Here is a 17,429-nt window from a genome sequence, read left to right on the forward strand (position 1 = left end):
GAGGAGTAGCATCCAGCACGATGGAGGTCATCGTGCAGCGCACCGGAGGTCTGGCCGGCCTCCGCATCACGTGGCGCGTCGACGTCGACGAGCAGCCCGACGCCGACGCGTGGGTCGTGCTCCTCGACGAGCTTCCGTGGCGCGAGGTTCCACCCGCGCCGCCCGAGCCCGATCGCTACGTCTACCGCATCGAGTGCGAGCCGCACGAGGCGCTGCTCGCCGAGCGGCAGGTCACCGGTCCGTGGCGAGAACTGGTCGACCGGGTTCGCGAGACGGCGCCCCCGCGGCGCGAGCCGCCAGCAGCACCCCGAACGCGATGAGCCCCTGCGCCGCGAGGTAGGTCGACATCACGGCGAAGTCGTGCGCGGCGAACTCGTACCCGGGCAGGAACCGGCCCATCGCGAGCACCGAGTCGGAGACGACGAAGAGCGCGCCGCCGAGCGCGATCCAGCGGCCGTGCAGCGACGCCGTGACCGCCATGGTGCCGATCACGAGCGCGTAGGCGACCACCGGCACGGCGAGCCCACCGGCTCCGGGCAGGAGCACCGCCAGCATGCCGACCACCCACAGCGGATAGACGAGCGCCCACAGGGGCGGACGGCGACGAGCACGGGGCATCCGGAGGAAGAGCACGATGTACGCGACGTGCGCCGCCAGGAACGACGCGAGCCCCGCGACGAACCAGAGGTCGCCCGGGAAGCTCAGCAGCACGTCGCCGCCCCACGACAGCCCGATGCCGGCCAGCAGCAGCGCGGGCAGCGGCAGCGAGGAGCGCCGCGCGACGATGACGACGGCGAGCGCGAGCAGCGGCATCAGGAGCGCCTTGGTCGCCGTCACGCTCCACGCGGGGCCGACGTACTGCAGCACGAGGTGCGCGATCGAGACGACGAGGTAGGGGGCGAAGGCGGGGAGCACGCTCGAATCGTAGCCGAACCGACGACGAAGGCCGGCGGGCGTTCGCCCACCGGCCTTCGCGCTGGTCTCGGAGCTCAGCTGACGCCGAGCAGGTCGATCACGAAGATCAGGGTCTTGCCCGACAGCGGGTGACCGCCGCCGGCCGGGCCGTAGGCCTTGTGCGGGGGCACGATGAGCTGGCGACGGCCGCCCACCTTCATGCCGGGGATGCCCTCCTTCCAGCCCGTGATGAGGGCGGAGAGGGGGAAGTTGATCGACTGGCCGCGACCCCACGAGGAGTCGAACTCCTCACCGGAGTCGAACTCGACGCCGAGGTAGTGCACGTCGACCGTCGAGCCGGGCTGGGCCTCGGGGCCGTCGCCCACGACGATGTCCTCGATCACGAGCTCGACGGGCGCGGGCCCCTCGGGAGCGTCGATTTCGGGCTTGCTGTTCGTATCGGTCATGCCTCAATCAAAACGGATTCGACGTGCCCGTGTCCATCGCGGACGGATGTCCACCGGGGTCTTGCGCTACTGGCGAACACCATGCACGCTGGAACCCTAAGAGATCCGTCGCCCCGTAGAGATGTCGGCAGTGCCACACCACAGGGCGGCGGATTTCTCCGTCTCGGCGGCACGTGCGCCGGGCCGCCGAGCGGAGACGGAGCAGGCGGTTCCGCCGCCCTGCGATGGCCTCATTCCTGCATCAGCCGGGACCTGATGAGGAAGCGAACCCCCTCGGGCGCCTCGATCGAGAAGCCGCTCCCGCGCCCCGCGACGACGTCGACGGTGAGGTGGGTGTGCCGCCAGTACGCGAACTGCTCGGCCGACATCCAGAAGCCGACGACGCGCGCCGACCCCGAGGCATCCGCGCCGATCTCGAGCTCGCCGAGCAGCACGTCGGCGTCACCCGTGAGGAACTCCCCCGCCGGATAGCACATCGGTGAGCTGCCGTCGCAGCAGCCGCCCGACTGGTGGAACATGAGCGGCCCGTGGGCCGCCCAGAGTCGGTCGACGAGCGCCGCCGCCGCGGGTGAGAGCTCCACCCGAGGCGACGACTCCCCGGCGATCACGACCCGGCCGACGACGCCTGCGGCGAAGCGATCGAGCGACATCGCGGACCGCCGCTCAGAAGAACCCGAGCGGGTTCTCGCTGTAGCTGACGAGCAGGTTCTTCGTCTGCTGGTAGTGGTCGAGCGCGAGCTTGTTGTTCTCGCGTCCGATGCCCGACGACTTGTATCCGCCGAACGCGGCGCCCGCAGGGTACGCGTGGTAGTTGTTCACCCAGACGCGACCGGCCTGGATGTCGCGACCGGCGCGGTACGCCTCGTTGCCGTTGCGGCTCCAGACGCCCGCGCCGAGTCCGTAGAGGGTGTCGTTCGCGATCGCGATCGCGTCGTCGTAGTCGGTGAAGCTCGTGACGGCCACCACCGGGCCGAAGATCTCCTCCTGGAACAGGCGCATGCGGTTCTGCCCCTCGAAGATGGTCGGCTGCACGTAGTAGCCCTCGCTGAGGTCGCCCCCGAGGTCGGCCCGCTCGCCGCCGAGCAGCAGCTTCGCCCCCTCCTGCTTGCCGATGTCGATGTAGCTCAGGATCTTCTCGAGCTGGTCGTTAGACGCCTGCGCGCCGACCTGGGTGTCGGTGTCGAGCGGGTTGCCCTGCTTCGCCTGCTTCGTGCGCTCGATCGCGTCGTCGAGGAAGGTGTCGTAGATCGACTTCTGGATGAGCGAACGGCTCGGGCACGTGCACACCTCGCCCTGGTTGAACGCGAAGAGGCTGAAGCCCTCGAGCGCCTTGTCGTAGAACGAGTCGCGCCGGTCGGCGACCGACTCGAAGACGATGTTCGGGCTCTTGCCGCCGAGCTCGACCGTCGAGGGGATGATGTTGTTCGACGCGTACTGCAGGATGAGCCGGCCCGTCGTCGTCTCGCCCGTGAACGCGATCTTGCGGATGCGGTTCGACGAGGCGAGCGGCTTGCCGGCCTCGACGCCGAAGCCGTTCACGACGTTGAGCACGCCCGCGGGCAGCAGGTCGGCGATGAGCTCGACGAGCACGAGGATCGAGGTCGGGGTCTGCTCGGCGGGCTTCAGCACGACCGCGTTGCCCGCGGCGAGCGCGGGTGCGAGCTTCCACACGGCCATGAGCAGCGGGAAGTTCCAGGGGATGATCTGCCCGACGACGCCGAGCGGTTCCTGGAAGTGGTACGCGACGGTGTCGTCGTCGAGCTGGGTGAAGCTGCCCTCCTGGGCACGGATGAGGCTCGCGAAGTAGCGGAAGTGGTCGCTCGCGAGCGGGAGGTCGGCGTTGAGCGGCTCGCGGATGGACTTGCCGTTGTCCCACGTCTCGGCGACCGCGAGCAGCTCGCGGTGCTCGTCGATGCGATCGGCGATCGCATTCAGGATGCCGGCGCGATGGGCGGCGCTCGTGCGGCCCCACGCGGGTGCCGCCTTGTGCGCGGCGTCGAGGGCGGCGTCGATGTCGGCGGCGGTGCCGCGTGCGACCTCGGTGAAGGGCCTGCCGTTCACAGGCGAGATGTTCTCGAAGTAGGCGCCACCGGCGGGCCTCACCCACTCGCCGCCGATGAAGTGCTCGTAGCGCGGCTTGAACTCGATGAGCGCGCCGGGGGTGCCGGGCGCGGCGTACACGGTCATCGTGTCTCCTTGACGTCGTTGTCGGATGCCCCGGTCGGGACGACGTCACGGTACGACGGCGAGGGTTGCAGCCCCGTTGCCCGCACGTTGCACCTGCGTTGCATCGGCTCGCGGGCGATCCGCGGGCGATGCGCGATGATCCGCGGGCGATGCGCGGAGGGCGGAGGTCGGCTGCTTCAGCCGAGGGCGTCGTCGAGACGCTCGAGGTGCGCCACGACCGATGCTCGCCGCGGTGATCGCGGCGGGAGGAGACGGAGCGCGGCCCGCCAGAGGTCGACGTCGTCACGCCCCTCCTCGCGTTCCGCGTAGTCGAGGAGCAGGTCGGGAGACGCATCGGCGATGAGCGACTCGCGAAGGCGGCTCGCCACCTCCGCGCGGATCTCGATGATGCCGGGGGCGGACGAGTCGGGCAGCAGCGGGCCCCGGTAGGCGTCGAGCGCGGCGCGGCGCGCGCCGCGGTGCAGGCGCGCGAGCACCTCGTACGCATCGAGCACGAGCGGTCGGGCGAGGCGGTAGGGTCGCGCTTCGATCGCCGGTTCGCCGGCGACGTCGAGGACGCGCCGGAGTCGCACGAGCTCGGCGCGAAGCGTCGCAGTGGCGGTCGATTCGCCGTAGACGAGCGCGGCGAGCCGCTCGGCCGTGAGTCCGCGCGGGTTCCAGGCGAGCAGCACGAGGATCTCGGCGTGTCGCAGCCCGAGCTCGCGCCCGCCGAGACGGGGGCGCTGCAGCCCGAGGACGTCGAGCGCGCCGCGCGGCGGGTCGACCGGTCGCATCCGGGTTCGCCGCAGCGTCGACCGGACGGTCGACTCGAGTTGCGCGAGCTTGAGCTCGGCCTCGACCGCGGCGACCGTCGCCGTGACGAGCGCGAGCGTGTGCGGGGCGACCGCGTGGTCGGTGCCCGTGATGTCGAGGACGCCGAGCACGGTGCCCGTCTGCGGGTCATGCACCGGAGCGGCGGTGCAGCTCCACGGATGCACGATCCGATTGAAGTGCTCCGCACCTCGGATCTGCACGCCGCGGTCGAGCTCGATGGCGGTGCCGGGCGCATTCGTCCCGACTCGGGACTCCGACCAGTCGGCGCCCGCGACGAACAGCATGTCCTCTGCGCGGTGCCGCAGCGCGGGATCGCCCTCGACCCACAGCAGCCGGCCGTGCTCGTCGCCGACGGCGACCACGAGCCCGGCCTCGTTCGCGTCGTCGACCAGCAGCCGCCGGATCACCGGCATCACCGGGGCGAGCGCGTGGGCCTCGCGGTACGCGAGGAAGTCGTCCTCGTCGAGTTCGATGCCGGGCAGCGCGTGCACCGGGTCGATCGCCTCGCGAAGCGCTCGTTCCCAGGAGGCCCGGACGACCGGGCGGAGCGTGGGCGGCACCGTTCCGGAGGCGAGTGCCTCCTCCTGCGCGCGCACGAGTCGATCGCGCAGGTCGTGGGTGTCGAGCTCCTGCGAGGGTCGCTGCGGCACGGGCATGCCGTCTCCGATCGCGTCGTTGCGGATGCCGACATCATATCCGGCGCGGGCCGGCACGCCCGGGGTTACCGCATGAGCGCCGCGCGCTCCGAGACGATGGACGAGAGCAGCGCCTGCTCGTCGGCGACGCTCTTCGCCCCGCCCACGCCGGAGACGATGCGCTGGCGTGCGAACGCCAGGTGCGTCGCATCCGTGATGAGCCGGCGCATGGCGCCGGTGCGCGGCGGATGCTGCGACCGTGCCCACGCCTTCGCCTGGCGCCGGCCGGCGGGCGTCGCGAGCAGGTCGACCTCGCCCGCGCTGAACCATCCGGCGGCGGCGTACTCGGCGAGGCGCCGTCTCGTCGTGCGCACCTCCTCGCGTCGCAGGAGCACGACGAGCACGATCGCGGCGACGAAGATCGGCACCTGCACCGTGATGTAGAGGCCGATCCAGTCGTCGGCGAAGCCGAGCGAGCCGTTCCAGAGGGCGTGCAGGGCGACCGCGCCCGCGAGGCCGAGGAGGAACCAGCCGATCACTCCCCCGCCGCCCGCGCCGCGCCGCGCCGCGATGCCGATCGCGAGCCCGGTGCACGCGGTGAAGAGCACGTGCGCGAACGGCGAGAAGATGCCGCGCACGACGAACGTCGCCCCGAGCGAGGCCGCTCCGCCCTCGATGAGCGCCGAGCCGAAGTAGATGATGTTCTCGGTGAACGCGAAGCCCGCCGCGACCGTCGCGGCGTAGACGAGCCCGTCGACGGGACCGTCGAACTGCCATCGCGCGAAGGCGAAGACGAGCAGCACACCGAGGCCCTTCGCGACCTCTTCGACGAGGGGTGCCTGCACGACGGCGGCGACCGCCTCGTCCGCGGTGCCTCCCGGTGCCACGTACGCCATCGCGAGCTGCACGCCGAGGTCGACGACGAGCGCGATCGCGACCGATACCGCCGCGCCCCAGAGGAAGGCGAACCACAGCGCACCCCTCGGCTCGGGTTCCCAGCGGTCGACCCAGCGGATCGCGAGCAGCACGCCGGCGAGGGGCACGAGTGCGAGCAGCGACCCGATCACGAGCGTCGAGGCGCCCAGCGCGATCGCCAGGTAGGCGATCACGAGGAGCGCGGCGAATCCGCCGACGACGATGCCGATGACGGCGAAGACGGTGCCGCCGCTCCGGGCACGCACTGGCGCGACCCAAGCGGGCGTGCCGGCGGGCTGCGGCGCAGGACCGGGGGCGAGGTGGCTCACCGGGGCAGCCTACCGAACGGCCTCGAACATGACGCCGGGATTCAGGATGCCGGTGGGGTCGAACACGGCCTTGACGGCGCGCTGCAGCTCGAAGACGTCGTCGCCGAGCTCCTCGGCGAGCCAGCGGCGCTTCAGTACTCCGACGCCGTGCTCGCCGGTCAGCGTGCCGCCGAGCGCGACCGCCGCACGGAACATCTCGTCGGCCGCCTCCCAGATGTGCTCGGGCACGTCGTCGCCCGTGAAGACGAAGTTCGGGTGCAGGTTGCCGTCTCCCGCGTGCGCGATCGTCGGGATCTCGACGCCCCGGCGGTCGGCGATCTCCTCGATGGCGCGGAACATCGCGGGCAGAGCGCTGCGCGGCACCGCGACATCCTCGATGAGCACCTGGCCGCTCGCCGCGAGCGCCGGGTGCATGGCCCGACGGATGTCGAGCAGCCGCTCGCCCGTCTCGGCGTCGTGCGAGAGCGTGACGCGGCCGCCGGCGGCCGCGAAGAGCTCGGCGATGCGCGCGGCCTCCACGCCCGCCGAGCCGTCGTCGGCCTGCGCGATGAGGAAGGTCTCGCCCGGTGCCGTCGTCTCGAGCGGAGTGCCGGCGAGCGCGTCGGCGCCGAGGTACGCGGCGACCCGGGCGACCACCCCCGCGTCCATGAGCTCGAGCACGGCGGGGCGGATGCGGGCGGCCGTGACCGCGGCGCATGCGCCGGCGGCGGCCTCGACGTCGGCGAACGCCGCCGCGACCGTGACGGGCGTGCCCGGCGTCTGGGGCCGCACGCGCACGGTCGCCTCGACGATGACGCCGAGCGTGCCCTCGGAGCCGGTGAACAGCGCCGTGAGGTCGTAGCCCGTGACGCCCTTGACGGTGCGGTGGCCGAGGCGCACGAGCCGGCCGTCGGCGAGCACGACGGCGAGGCCCAGCACGGCCTCGCGCGTGACCCCGTACTTCGCGCACAGCAGGCCGCCCGCGTTCGTCGCGATGTTGCCGCCGATCGACGAGATCGCGCGGCTCGCCGGGTCGGGCGCGAACCAGAGGCCGAGGGGCGCGAGCGCGTCGTTGAGGTCGCCGTTGAGCACGCCCGGTTCGACGACCGCGAGCTCGTCGGCCTCCGAGATCTCGAGGATCCGGTCCATGCGCGAGAGGTCGAGCACGATCGCGCCCGGGCTCGCGATGGCTCCGCCCGCGAGCCCCGTGCCCGCTCCGCGGACGACGACCGGCGTCGACGAGGCGTGGGCGACGCGCATGACCCGCTGCACGTCGTCGATCGAGCCGGCGTGCACGACCGCGAGCGGACGGCTCTCGCTCCGCCAGCCCGATCGGTCTTCGCGCGTCGCCTCGAGCACGGCGGGGTCGACGGAGACGGCGGCGCCGAGGGCACCGGTGAGCTGGGCGAGGACGTGCGGCATCCCTCCACCCTAGCCACGCGGCAAGCGGCCTCGTGGCCCGCCGTGCCCGCGTCTGATTTCCGCTAGTCGATGTCGGCCGTGCGTGCGAGGCTTGAGGGCATGACGATCACCGCTCTCCGCCGCGCACGCGTCGCCGACCCGCTCGACGACCCCGTCTTCGCCGAACGCTACCGGGCGATGCAGGCGCGCGACGCGCGGTTCGACGGGCAGTTCATCACCGGGGTCCACTCGACGGGCATCTACTGCCGGCCGAGCTGCCCGGCGGTCGCACCGAAGCCCGGCAACGTGAGCTTCTACCTGACGGCCGCGGCCGCGCACGACGCCGGACTGCGCGCGTGCAAGCGCTGCCTGCCCGATGCCGTGCCGGGCTCGCCCGAGTGGGACCTGCGCGACGACCTCGCGGCACGCGCGATGCGGCTCATCGCCGACGGCGTCGTCGAGCGCGAGGGCGTTCCCGGCCTCGCCGCCCACCTCGGCTACACGCCGCGGCACCTCACCCGGGTCGTCACGGCCGAGCTCGGCGTCGGCCCCCTCGCACTCGCCCGGGCCCACCGCGCCCAGACCGCGCGCGCCCTGCTGACCTCGACCGACCTGCCGGCCGCCGACGTCGCGTTCGCCGCCGGCTTCGGCAGCGTGCGCCAGTTCAACGACACGATCCGCGAGGTCTACGAGCGCACGCCGAGCGAACTCCGGCTCACGGCGCGCGCGTCCGACCGTCGCGAGCCGAGCGGCGACGGGATCGTGCGTCTCCGCCTGCCCGCGCGGCCGCCGTTCGATGCGGCGGGGGTCTTCGCGTGGCTCGCCGCGCGCGCGCTCGACGGGGTCGAGTCGGCCTCCGACGAGCGGTACGTGCGGACGCTGCGCCTGCCGGGCGGGCCGGCGGTCATCGCGCTCGAGCCGCTGGGCGACGAACGCGCACCCGCGATCGAGGTCGAGGCGCGGCTCGCTTCGCTCACCGACCTGGCGCCGCTCGTCGCCCGCGTCCGGCGGCTGTTCGACCTCGACGCCGACGCGATCGCCATCGACGCCGTCCTCGGCGCCGACCCCGCCCTGGCGGCCTCGGTCGCGGCGCACCCCGGCATGCGCGTGCCGGGATGCCTCGACCCGCACGAGCTCGTCTTCCGCGCGCTCGTCGGGCAGCAGATCTCCGTCAAGGCCGCCCGCACGACGCTCGCCCGGCTCGCCGCCGAGCTCGGCGAGCCGCTCGCGCCCGGCGACCGGCCGGGCCCCGCGGGCGCCGAGGGCCTCCTGCGCCTCTTCCCCACCGCGAGCGCGATCGCCGAGCGCGGCGCCGACGTGCTGCGCGGCCCGGCCGCGCGCATCCGCACGATCGTCGACGTCGCGACCCGTCTCACGACCGGCGAGCTCGCGGTCTCCGCCGACCGCGACCGCGACGAGCTCGTGCGCGACCTGCTGGCCGTTCCCGGCATCGGGCGCTGGACCGCCGGGTACGTGGCGATGCGGGTGACGAGGGCTCCCGATGTGCTGCTCACGAGCGACCTGGCCCTGCGCGCGGGCGCCGAGCGACTGGGACTGCCCGGCACCGTGGGCGGGCTCGACGCGCTCGGGGCGGCGTGGGCGCCGTGGCGCAGCTACGCCTCGATGCACCTGTGGCGCGCCGCGGCCGCAGAGATCTGATGTCTCGTGCCCGACGCGCTACGATTCGGGCATGGCCGTCACCGACGAAGCGATCCTGCGCATCAAAGAGATGATCATCACGGGCGAGCTCGCCCCCGGTGATCGTCTCCCGCCCGAGAAGGAGCTGAGCGAGCGGCTCGGCCTCTCCCGCTCATCGCTGCGCGAGGCGGTGAAGGCGCTCGAGGTGATCCGCGTGCTCGACGTGCGCCGCGGTGACGGCACGTACGTCACGAGCCTCGAGCCGCGCCTCCTCCTCGAGGCGATGTCGTTCGTCGTCGACCTGCACGACGACCACTCGGTGCTCGAGATCTTCGCCGTGCGCCGCATCCTCGAGCCGGCCGCGGCCTCGCTCGCGGCGCGCAACGCGACCGAGCCCGACCTCGAGCGGCTGCGCGAGACGGTCGAGGGGGTCGACCACGCCGCCGACGTCGAGGGGCTCGTCGCCCACGACCTCGAGTTCCACCGCGGCATCGCCGACGCCGGGGGCAACGGCTACCTCGCGAGCCTCATCGACTCGCTCTCGAGCCACACGGTGCGCGCCCGTATCTGGCGCGGCATCACGCAGGAGAGCGCGGTCGAGCGCACGCTGCAGGAGCACCACGCGATCCTCGACGCGATCGCCGCGGGTGACGCCGAGCTCGCCTCGGCGCTCACCGTCGTGCACGTGTCGGGCGTCGAGCAGTGGCTGCGCTCCGCGCTCTGAGCCCCTGAGGGCCGGGCACGACGAAGGGCGCCGGCCGAAGCCGGCGCCCGGATGGGTTGCTCAGCCGGTCACTCGTAGAGGACGGCCTGGATCTCCTCGTCGTCGATGTTCGACGCGTCGTACCAGTAGAACCCGGTGTCGATCGTCTTCGGCAGCTCCTCGCCGTCGATCGCCTCGACCGCGGCCTTCACCGTCTCGTAGCCGATGCCGATCGGGTTCTGCGTGATCGCACCGAGCATGAGCCCGTCGCGGATGGCGTCCATCTGCGCCTTGCCCGAGTCGAAGCCGACGACCGCGAGGGTCGCGGGGTCGATGCCGAGCTCCTTCACGGCCTGCACGACGCCGATCGCCGAGCCCTCGTTCGAGCCGTAGATGCCCTTGAGATCGGGGTGCGCCGCGATGATCGCCTTCGCGAGGTCGGCCGACTTGGCCTGGTCGCCGCCGCCGTACTGGATGTCGACGATCTCGATGTCGGGCTCGTTCTCCTCCATGTACGAGACGAAGCCGTCGCGGCGCTGCTGGCCGGTGACCGACGTCTGGTCGTGCACGACGAGCGCGACCTTGCCCGTGTGGTCGATCGCGTCGGCCATGTGCTTCGCGGCCTCGGCGGCGGCGGCGAGGTTGTCGGTCGCGGCCGTCGTGAGCGGGATGTCGCTCTCGACGCCCGAGTCGAACGCGATGACCGGGATGTTCGAGTCCTTCGCCTGCTGCAGCAGCGGGCCTGCGGCCTGGCTGTCGAGGGCGGCGAAGCCGATCGCGGCGGGGTTCTTGTCGAGGGCGGTCTGCAGCATCTGGATCTGCTGGTCGACGTCGGCCTCGGTGTCGGGGCCCTCGAACGTGATCTCGACGTCGTACTCGTCGGCCGCCTGCTCGGCGCCCTGCTTCACGGCCTGCCAGAACTGGTGCTGGAAGCCCTTCGAGACGAGGGCGACGTACGGCTTCTCGCCGCTGCCGCCGTCGCCGGAGCCCGAGTCGCCTCCGTCGCTCGCGCAGCCGGCGAGGATCAGGGCCGCGGCGACGGCGCCGACGACGGCGCCCATGGCGCGCTTCTTGAACATGCTCACTCCTTGGTGTCGGTGGTGCAGGTGGTACTGGTTGGGGGTTGGGATGCGGGTGGGGCGCCGCGGGGCTCCGGTGTCGGGCGGATGCCTCGGCGGCGTGCTGCTCAGGCGCGCCTGCGCCGGAGCATGTCGAGGTAGACGGCGACGAGGATGACGATGCCGACCGCGACCGACTGCCACTCCTGCGGCACCGAGATGATGCGCAGGCCGTTCGTCAGCACGGCCATGATGAGGGCGCCGATCACGGTGCCGACGATCGAGCCCTTGCCGCCCTGGAGGGACGTGCCGCCGATCACGACCGCGGCGATGGCCTCGAGCTCGAGCCCCATTCCGCCCGTCGGCTGCGCCGACGAGAGGCGCGAGGCGCTGAGCACGCCGGCGAGTCCGACGAAGAGGCCGGCGAGCGTGTAGATGATGATCTTCCACCGCCGCACGTTCACGCCCGAGAGCGCGGTCGCCGCCTCGTTCGAGCCGATCGAGAAGGTGTAGCGGCCGAGGATCGTCTTCGACAGCAGCACCGCCGCGATGATGATCATGACGATGAAGATCGCGACGCCGAGCGGGAACCGCATGCCCGGGATGATCGACAGGTTCATGATCGACTGGAACTCGGGGGTCTCCGAGAAGTAGATCGGCTTCGTGCCCGAGATCACGAGCGACAGTCCCGCGGCGATGAGCATCATGCCGAGCGTCGCGATGAACGGCGGGATGCCGAGCACGGAGACGTTCACACCGTTCACGAGCCCGATGAGCGCGCCGAACAGGATCGTCGCGGTCACGCCGGCCCAGAGCGGCCAGCCCAGGTAGGTGAGGAAGACGCCGGCCATGACGCCGCACAAGACCATGCCCGTGCCGATCGAGAGGTCGATGCCGCCCGTGATGATGACGAACGTCGTACCGAGGGCCAGGATGCCCGTGACGGTGGCGGCCGTGAGGATCGAGACGAGGTTGTTGGCGGTGAAGAAGTGCGGGCTCGCGAACGAGAACACCGCGACGATGACGATGAGGCTCGCGAAGGCGAGCAGCTGCTGCAGCGACCCCCGCAGCCACGCCATGCGGGGCTTGCCGGCGTCGATCGCGGCGTAGGCGCTCGTCGACGGCGTGGCCGCGTCGGCGCGGCCGGATTCCGGTTTCGTCGTGGTCGGGCTCATCGTGCGATCGTTCCTTCGCTTGAGAATCGGGTTGCGTAGTCCATGAGGTTCTCCTGGGTGGCCTCGGCGTTGTCGAGCACGGCGGTGAGCCGGCCTTCGGCCATGACGGCGATGCGGTCGGAGAGCCGCAGCACCTCGGGCAGCTCGGACGAGATCATGACGATGGCCTTGCCCTCGTCGGCGAGCCGCCGGAGCAGCGCGTAGATCTCCTCCTTCGCCCCGACGTCGATGCCGCGCGTCGGCTCGTCGAAGATGAGCACGTCGCAGTCCTTCACGAGCCACTTCGCGATGACGACCTTCTGCTGGTTGCCGCCCGAGAGGTTCTGCACGAGCTGCGCGGTCGAGGGGGTCTTGATGCGGAGCTTCTCGACGTACTCGCGCCCCGTCGCCTCGATGCGCCGGTCGCGGACGAACCCGAGCCCGGAGGCGTACTCGCGCAGCGACGAGAGCACGATGTTCTCGCGCACGCTGCGCTCGAGGAGCACGCCGAGCTGCTTGCGGTCCTCCGAGAGGTACCCGATGCCGAGACGCGCCGCCTCGGCGGGGTTGGCGATGTCGACCGGCCTGCCGTGGAGGCGGATCTCCCCGGACTCCCGACGATCGGCCCCGACGACCGCGCGGGCGACCTCGGTGCGCCCGGCGCCCATGAGCCCGGCGAAGCCGAGGATCTCGCCCGGGTACACGTCGAACCCGACGTCGCGCAGCAGGTGCTTGGTCGAGAGCCCGCGGACCGAGAGGACGGGCTCGCCCGAGGGCTGCCGCGGGGCCGGCCGTTGCTCGCCCTTGATCTCGCGCCCGACCATGAGCGAGATGACCTCGCGCGGTTCGGTCTCGGCCGTGACGCGGGTGCCGACGTAGCGGCCGTCGCGCAGCACGCTGATGCGGTCGGAGATGCGGGCGAGCTCCTCCATGCGGTGGGAGATGTAGATGACGCCCGTCTCGGGCGTGCGAAACCGCTCGATGAGCCCGAACAGCACGTCGACCTCGGCGTCGTTGAGCGCCGCCGTCGGCTCGTCCATGATGAGCACCTTGGCGTCGAACGAGAGCGCCTTGGCGATCTCGACCATCTGCTGGCGGGCGACGGTCAGGCGTTCGACGCGCTCGGCCGGGTCGAGCGCGAGGCCGAGCCGGTCGAACAGCTGCTGCGCGCGGCGGTTGAGGGCCCGGTCGTCGAGGAACAGCCCCGCCTGGCGCTCTTCGCGGCCGATGAAGATGTTCTGCGCGACCGTGAGGTCGGGCATGAGGTTGAACTCCTGGTGGATGATCGAGATGCCGAGCTCCTGCGCGTGACGCGGCCCCTCGATCGCGAGCTCCTCGCCGTTGAGCCGGAACGTGCCCGAGTCGGGGGTGTAGATGCCGGCGAGCAGCTTCATGAGCGTCGACTTGCCGGCGCCGTTCTCGCCGACCAGGGCGAGCACCTCGCCGTGGCGCAGCTCGAGCTGCACGTCGGCGAGCGCCTGCACGCCGGGGAAGCCCTTGCTGACGCCCTCGACCTCGAGGAGCGCGCCGGTGGCCGCGGTCATCGCGCCGCCCCCTTCGGCTCGTACGCGTTCACGACGCCCTTGCGCAGGATGACGTTGCCGTACGGGCGCAGCTCGCCCGTGCGGACGATGAGGCGTGCGCCGGCCGCCCGCTCGTAGAAGGCGAACCGCTCGAGCTCGCCGACGCGGTCGGCCGGGGCGGCCGCGGCGGTCACGAGCTCGTGCTGCACGTCGAGCCGCTCGCCGCCGGCCGCCGTCATGAGCAGCACCGATGCGCCCTCGTGGCCGTCGAGCGGCACGACCGTGCGGATCGCCTCGACGACCCGCGGCGCCGCGGAGCCGGGCGCCTCGACGACGGTCGTACCCACCCGGTGCGCCGGGAAGTTCGCATCGGCGACGACGAGCTCGTCGCCGTGGCCGAGCCGATCGAGCTCGGCGAGCAGGTCGCCGGCGAGGATCGGGTCAATACCACTCAGCACGTGAGCCTCTCTTCCTTGAGATGTGGGATGAGTGTATCCACTCATCCGATGTTTCAGAACCGTTCAGCGCGGATCGTTGTGATTCCGTGGTGAAAACCGCACAGAGATCTGATTATTCATCGGCGATACACCCGCTCTGCGGTGCCGCCCAGCACCGCCGCCGCCTCGGCGGGCGCCAGTTCGTCGATGCATCCGCGCATCACGCGCCACGTCGGCTGGTAGCCGCCGTGCGGGACCGACATCGGCCAGTCGCCACCGTACATGAGCCGGTCGGCGCCGAACTCGTCGAGCGCGAGCTCCAGCAGCGGTCGCACCGAGGCCTCGCCGAACGCGACGCCCGGCAGGTGCAGGCCCGAGAACTTCGCGACCGTGTTGGGCAGCTCGGCGACCGCGGCGAGCGCGCGCCGCCACGCGTCGTAGTCGTCACGCCCGAGCGGCGGCTTCGCGAGGTGGTCGATCACGACGGTGAGCTCGGGCAGGGCGGCGGCGACGCGGCGAGCGCCGCCGAGGTGCCGCGGCCACGCATCGGGCACGTCGAAGGCCAGGCCGCGGGCCGCGACCTCGGCGAGCGATGCGCGCACGGCCGGCAGGTCGAGGAAGTCGTCGCGCGGGTCGTCGTGCACGAGGTGCCGGATGCCTCGGAGCCGGGGTTCCGCCGCGAGCGCGTCGAGCGCGGCGACCGCTGCGCGCGTGTCGTCGAGCGGCACCCAGCCGACCACGCCCGCCACCCAGTCGTTCGCGGCCGCCACGTCGAGCATGAAGCGCGTGTCGACCGCCGAGTCCTCGGCCTGGACGAGGATCGCACGGTCGATGCCCGCCGCGTCGAGCTCCGCGCGCGCCCGATCGGGGCCGAAGTCGTCGTCGAGCGGACCGAGCTCGGGTGTGATCCACGAGTAGTCGCTCACCGCGCGGTTCCAGAGGTGCAGATGGGCGTCGATCGTGCCCGGCCGGCCGGTCATGGGATGAGCCCCTGTTCGGCGAGCCGCGCCCAGAAGCCGTCGGGCACCGGCGACGCGAACCGCGCCACGTTCTCCTCGACGCTCGCGGCACGGGCGGACCCGACCACGACGGTGCGCACCGCCGGATGGCGGAGCGGGTACCGGATGGCCGCGACGGGAAGCTCGACGCCCTCGGCCGCGCACGCCTCGGCGAGGCGCCGCGCGCGGGCGAGCACGTCGTCGGGCACGGCCCCGTAGTCGTAGCGGGCGCCGGCGTCGGGCGAGGCGGTCGCGAGCAGGCCCGAGTTGAACACGGCCGCGGCGACCACGCCGACGCCGCGCTCCACGCAGAGCGGCAGCAGGTCGGCGAGCGCGGGCTGCTCGAGCAGCGTGTAGCGCCCCGCGATCATGACGAGGTCGAGGTCGCCCTCGCGGACGGCGCGCGCCGCGGCATCCGCGCTGTTCGTGCCGATGCCGATCGCGCCGACCAGCCCCTCGTCGCGCAGGCGGGCGAGCGCGGGCAGGCCCTCGGCGAGTCCGCGGTCGAGGTCGTAGACATCGGGGTCGTGGAGGTAGGCGATGTCGATGCGATCGAGGCCGAGCCGTTCGAGCGACTCCTCGAGGCTGCGGCGCACGCCCGCCTCGCTCGGATCGAAGCGGCGCACGAGTCGATCGGGCACCGCGAACTCGTGGGCGAGGTCGTCGCCGCCCGCGTAGTCGGGGTTCGGCTCGAGCACGCGGCCGACCTTCGTCGACACGACGAACTCGTCGCGCGGCCGGTCGCGCAGGAACGCGCCGAGCCGGCGCTCGGAGAGCCCGAGCCCGTAATGCGGCGCCGTGTCGTAGTACCGGATGCCGCCCGCCCAGGCCGCGTCGAGCGCCGCCTCGGCGTCGGCGTCGGCCACCGCGCGGTACAGGTTGCCGATCGGGGCCGCCCCGTAGCCGAGCGGGCCGAGTCGGTCGAGGACGGGCGCGGGGCTCATACCGGCACCCCGCTGGCGTCGTCGACGACGTGCGATCCGCGCCACGTGTACCGGTCGATCGACGCGGCGCGCATCTCGGTGCCGGCACCGGGTGCGGTGGGCGTGCGGTACCTGCCGCGTTCGACGACGGCGGGCACCACGAAGTGCTCGTGGAGGTGGTCGACGAATTCGATCATGCGCCCCTCCATGCTGCCCGAGAGGGCGACGTAGTCGAACATCGAGAGGTGCTGCACGGCCTCGCAGAGTCCGACGCCGCCGGCGTGGGGGCAGACCGGCACGCCGAACTTGGCGGCGAGCACGAGGTTCGCGAGGTTCTCGTTGACCCCGCCGACCCGTGCCGCGTCGATCTGCATGACGTGCATGCCCTCGGCCTGCAGCAGCTGCTTGAACACGATGCGGTTCTGCACGTGCTCGCCCGTCGCGACGCGCACGGGCGCGACGCCGCGGGCGATGGCGGCGTGGCCGAGGATGTCGTCGGGGCTCGTGGGCTCCTCGATCCAGGCGAGGTCGAACGGGGCGAGCGCGCGGACCCATTCGATCGCCTCGTCGACGCCCCAGCGCTGGTTCGCGTCGATCGCGATCGGGAAGTGCTCGCCGACCGCCGCGCGGGCGATGCCGAGCCGACGCACGTCGTCGTCGAGCGAGGCGCCGACCTTGAGCTTGATCTGCGGGTAGCCGTCGGCGACCGCCTCGCGGCAGAGCCGCTCGAGCTTCTCGTCGGAGTAGCCGAGCCAGCCGGGCGTCGTGGTGTAGGCCGGGTACCCCGCCTCGAGCAGCTTCGCGGTGCGCTCGGCCCGGCCGGGCTCGGCTGCGCGGAACAGCTCGAGCGCCTCGGCCGGGGTGACGGCGTCGGAGATGTAGCGGAAGTCGATGAGCGCGACGAGCTCTTCGGGGCTGAGCCCGGCGAGCAGCTGCCAGAGCGGCAGGCCGGCGCGCTTGGCCTTGAGGTCCCACAGGGCGTTGAGGGCGGCGCCGATCGCCATGTGCATGACGCCCTTCTCGGGGCCGAGCCAGCGCAGCTGCGAGTCGTGCGCGAGGAGGCGCCACGCACCGCCCATGTCGTCGAGGAGCGCCTCGACGTCGCGGCCGACGAGGTGGCCGCGCAGCGCATCGAGCGCAGCGACCTGCACGTCGTTGCCGCGGCCGATCGTGAAGACGAAGGCGTGACCGGCGAGCCCGTCGGCCGCATCGGTGCGGATGACGAGGTAGGCGGCCGAGTAGTCGGGGTCGGGGTTCATCGCATCCGACCCGTCGAGTTCGAGTGAGGTCGGGAACCGGATATCCCGGGTGTCGACACTGACGATCCTGCTCATGGCGTCCTTTCGTGGGCGGTCTGAGCATAAACATCGGATGT

Annotated in this window: 17 protein-coding genes; 3 read left to right on the forward strand and 14 right to left on the reverse strand. The window is 72.1% G+C overall.

The annotated features are described in order from the left end of the window. Nucleotides 1-20 precede the first annotated feature (20 nt). Nucleotides 21-320 (forward strand): protealysin inhibitor emfourin, encoded by a 300-nt coding sequence (locus AC3RJ6_RS15120; RefSeq protein WP_491427916.1) that lies wholly within the window; start codon nt 21-23, stop codon nt 318-320. On the opposite strand, the gene AC3RJ6_RS15125 is transcribed toward AC3RJ6_RS15120, so the two are convergent. The 7 genes from AC3RJ6_RS15125 to AC3RJ6_RS15155 all read right to left on the reverse strand — a co-directional run bounded on the left by AC3RJ6_RS15125 (nt 232) and on the right by AC3RJ6_RS15155 (nt 7,641). Further along, nucleotides 232-915 (reverse strand): lysoplasmalogenase, encoded by a 684-nt coding sequence (locus AC3RJ6_RS15125; protein ID WP_491427917.1) that lies wholly within the window; start codon nt 913-915, stop codon nt 232-234. The genes AC3RJ6_RS15120 and AC3RJ6_RS15125 overlap by 89 nt on opposite strands. A 74-nt stretch (nt 916-989) precedes the next feature. Next, the gene (locus tag AC3RJ6_RS15130) at nt 990-1,361 is read right to left on the reverse strand and encodes an FKBP-type peptidyl-prolyl cis-trans isomerase (RefSeq protein WP_491427918.1); all 372 of its coding nucleotides are present in this window, start codon (nt 1,359-1,361) and stop codon (nt 990-992) included. A gap of 230 nt (nt 1,362-1,591) precedes the next feature. After that, on the reverse strand, nt 1,592-2,011 hold the full coding sequence (locus AC3RJ6_RS15135) for a DUF779 domain-containing protein (RefSeq protein ID WP_491427919.1): 420 nt from the start codon (nt 2,009-2,011) through the stop codon (nt 1,592-1,594). A gap of 13 nt (nt 2,012-2,024) precedes the next feature. Next, nucleotides 2,025-3,548 carry an acetaldehyde dehydrogenase ExaC gene (exaC, locus tag AC3RJ6_RS15140; RefSeq protein WP_491427920.1) on the reverse strand — a complete coding sequence of 508 codons (1,524 nt, stop codon included), beginning with the start codon at nt 3,546-3,548 and terminating at the stop codon, nt 2,025-2,027. 176 nt (nt 3,549-3,724) lie between these two features. Further along, entirely contained in the window at nt 3,725-5,017 is a 1,293-nt protein-coding gene (locus AC3RJ6_RS15145; RefSeq protein ID WP_491427921.1) for a GAF domain-containing protein, read from the reverse strand. Nucleotides 5,018-5,082: 65 nt separating this feature from the next. Continuing rightward, the gene (locus tag AC3RJ6_RS15150) at nt 5,083-6,240 is read right to left on the reverse strand and encodes a PrsW family intramembrane metalloprotease (protein ID WP_491427922.1); all 1,158 of its coding nucleotides are present in this window, start codon (nt 6,238-6,240) and stop codon (nt 5,083-5,085) included. Nucleotides 6,241-6,249: 9 nt separating this feature from the next. Beyond that, entirely contained in the window at nt 6,250-7,641 is a 1,392-nt protein-coding gene (locus AC3RJ6_RS15155) for an FAD-binding oxidoreductase (protein WP_491427924.1), read from the reverse strand. 99 nt (nt 7,642-7,740) lie between these two features. Here AC3RJ6_RS15155 and AC3RJ6_RS15160 point away from each other — a divergent pair, with 99 nt between their 5' ends. Further along, complete coding sequence (locus AC3RJ6_RS15160) at nt 7,741-9,279, forward strand: AlkA N-terminal domain-containing protein (protein WP_491427925.1); 1,539 nt, start codon at nt 7,741-7,743, stop codon at nt 9,277-9,279. A 31-nt stretch (nt 9,280-9,310) separates the two neighbouring features. Continuing rightward, on the forward strand, nt 9,311-9,982 hold the full coding sequence (locus AC3RJ6_RS15165) for a FadR/GntR family transcriptional regulator (protein ID WP_491427926.1): 672 nt from the start codon (nt 9,311-9,313) through the stop codon (nt 9,980-9,982). A gap of 68 nt (nt 9,983-10,050) precedes the next feature. On the opposite strand, the gene AC3RJ6_RS15170 is transcribed toward AC3RJ6_RS15165, so the two are convergent. The 7 genes from AC3RJ6_RS15170 to AC3RJ6_RS15200 form a co-directional block, all read right to left on the reverse strand. Next, nucleotides 10,051-11,040, reverse strand: coding sequence for an ABC transporter substrate-binding protein (locus AC3RJ6_RS15170; protein WP_491427927.1), 990 nt, complete (start codon nt 11,038-11,040; stop codon nt 10,051-10,053). A gap of 107 nt (nt 11,041-11,147) precedes the next feature. Beyond that, entirely contained in the window at nt 11,148-12,194 is a 1,047-nt protein-coding gene (locus tag AC3RJ6_RS15175; protein ID WP_491427928.1) for an ABC transporter permease, read from the reverse strand. Further along, nucleotides 12,191-13,717: a sugar ABC transporter ATP-binding protein gene (locus AC3RJ6_RS15180; RefSeq protein WP_491427930.1), complete on the reverse strand. Its 1,527-nt coding sequence runs from the start codon at nt 13,715-13,717 to the stop codon at nt 12,191-12,193. Before AC3RJ6_RS15180 ends, AC3RJ6_RS15175 begins: the two co-directional genes overlap by 4 nt. Continuing rightward, nucleotides 13,714-14,154, reverse strand: coding sequence for an RbsD/FucU family protein (locus tag AC3RJ6_RS15185; protein ID WP_491427931.1), 441 nt, complete (start codon nt 14,152-14,154; stop codon nt 13,714-13,716). The genes AC3RJ6_RS15180 and AC3RJ6_RS15185 overlap by 4 nt, the downstream gene beginning before the upstream one ends. 116 nt (nt 14,155-14,270) lie before the next feature. Then, nucleotides 14,271-15,113 (reverse strand): amidohydrolase family protein, encoded by an 843-nt coding sequence (locus tag AC3RJ6_RS15190; protein ID WP_491427932.1) that lies wholly within the window; start codon nt 15,111-15,113, stop codon nt 14,271-14,273. Beyond that, on the reverse strand, nt 15,110-16,075 hold the full coding sequence (locus AC3RJ6_RS15195) for an aldo/keto reductase (RefSeq protein WP_491427933.1): 966 nt from the start codon (nt 16,073-16,075) through the stop codon (nt 15,110-15,112). The genes AC3RJ6_RS15190 and AC3RJ6_RS15195 overlap by 4 nt, the downstream gene beginning before the upstream one ends. Next, nucleotides 16,072-17,388, reverse strand: coding sequence for an L-fuconate dehydratase (locus tag AC3RJ6_RS15200; RefSeq protein ID WP_491427935.1), 1,317 nt, complete (start codon nt 17,386-17,388; stop codon nt 16,072-16,074). Before AC3RJ6_RS15200 ends, AC3RJ6_RS15195 begins: the two co-directional genes overlap by 4 nt. Between the last annotated feature and the right edge of the window lie 41 nt (nt 17,389-17,429).

It is taken from the genome of Agromyces cucurbitae (assembly GCF_058349945.1).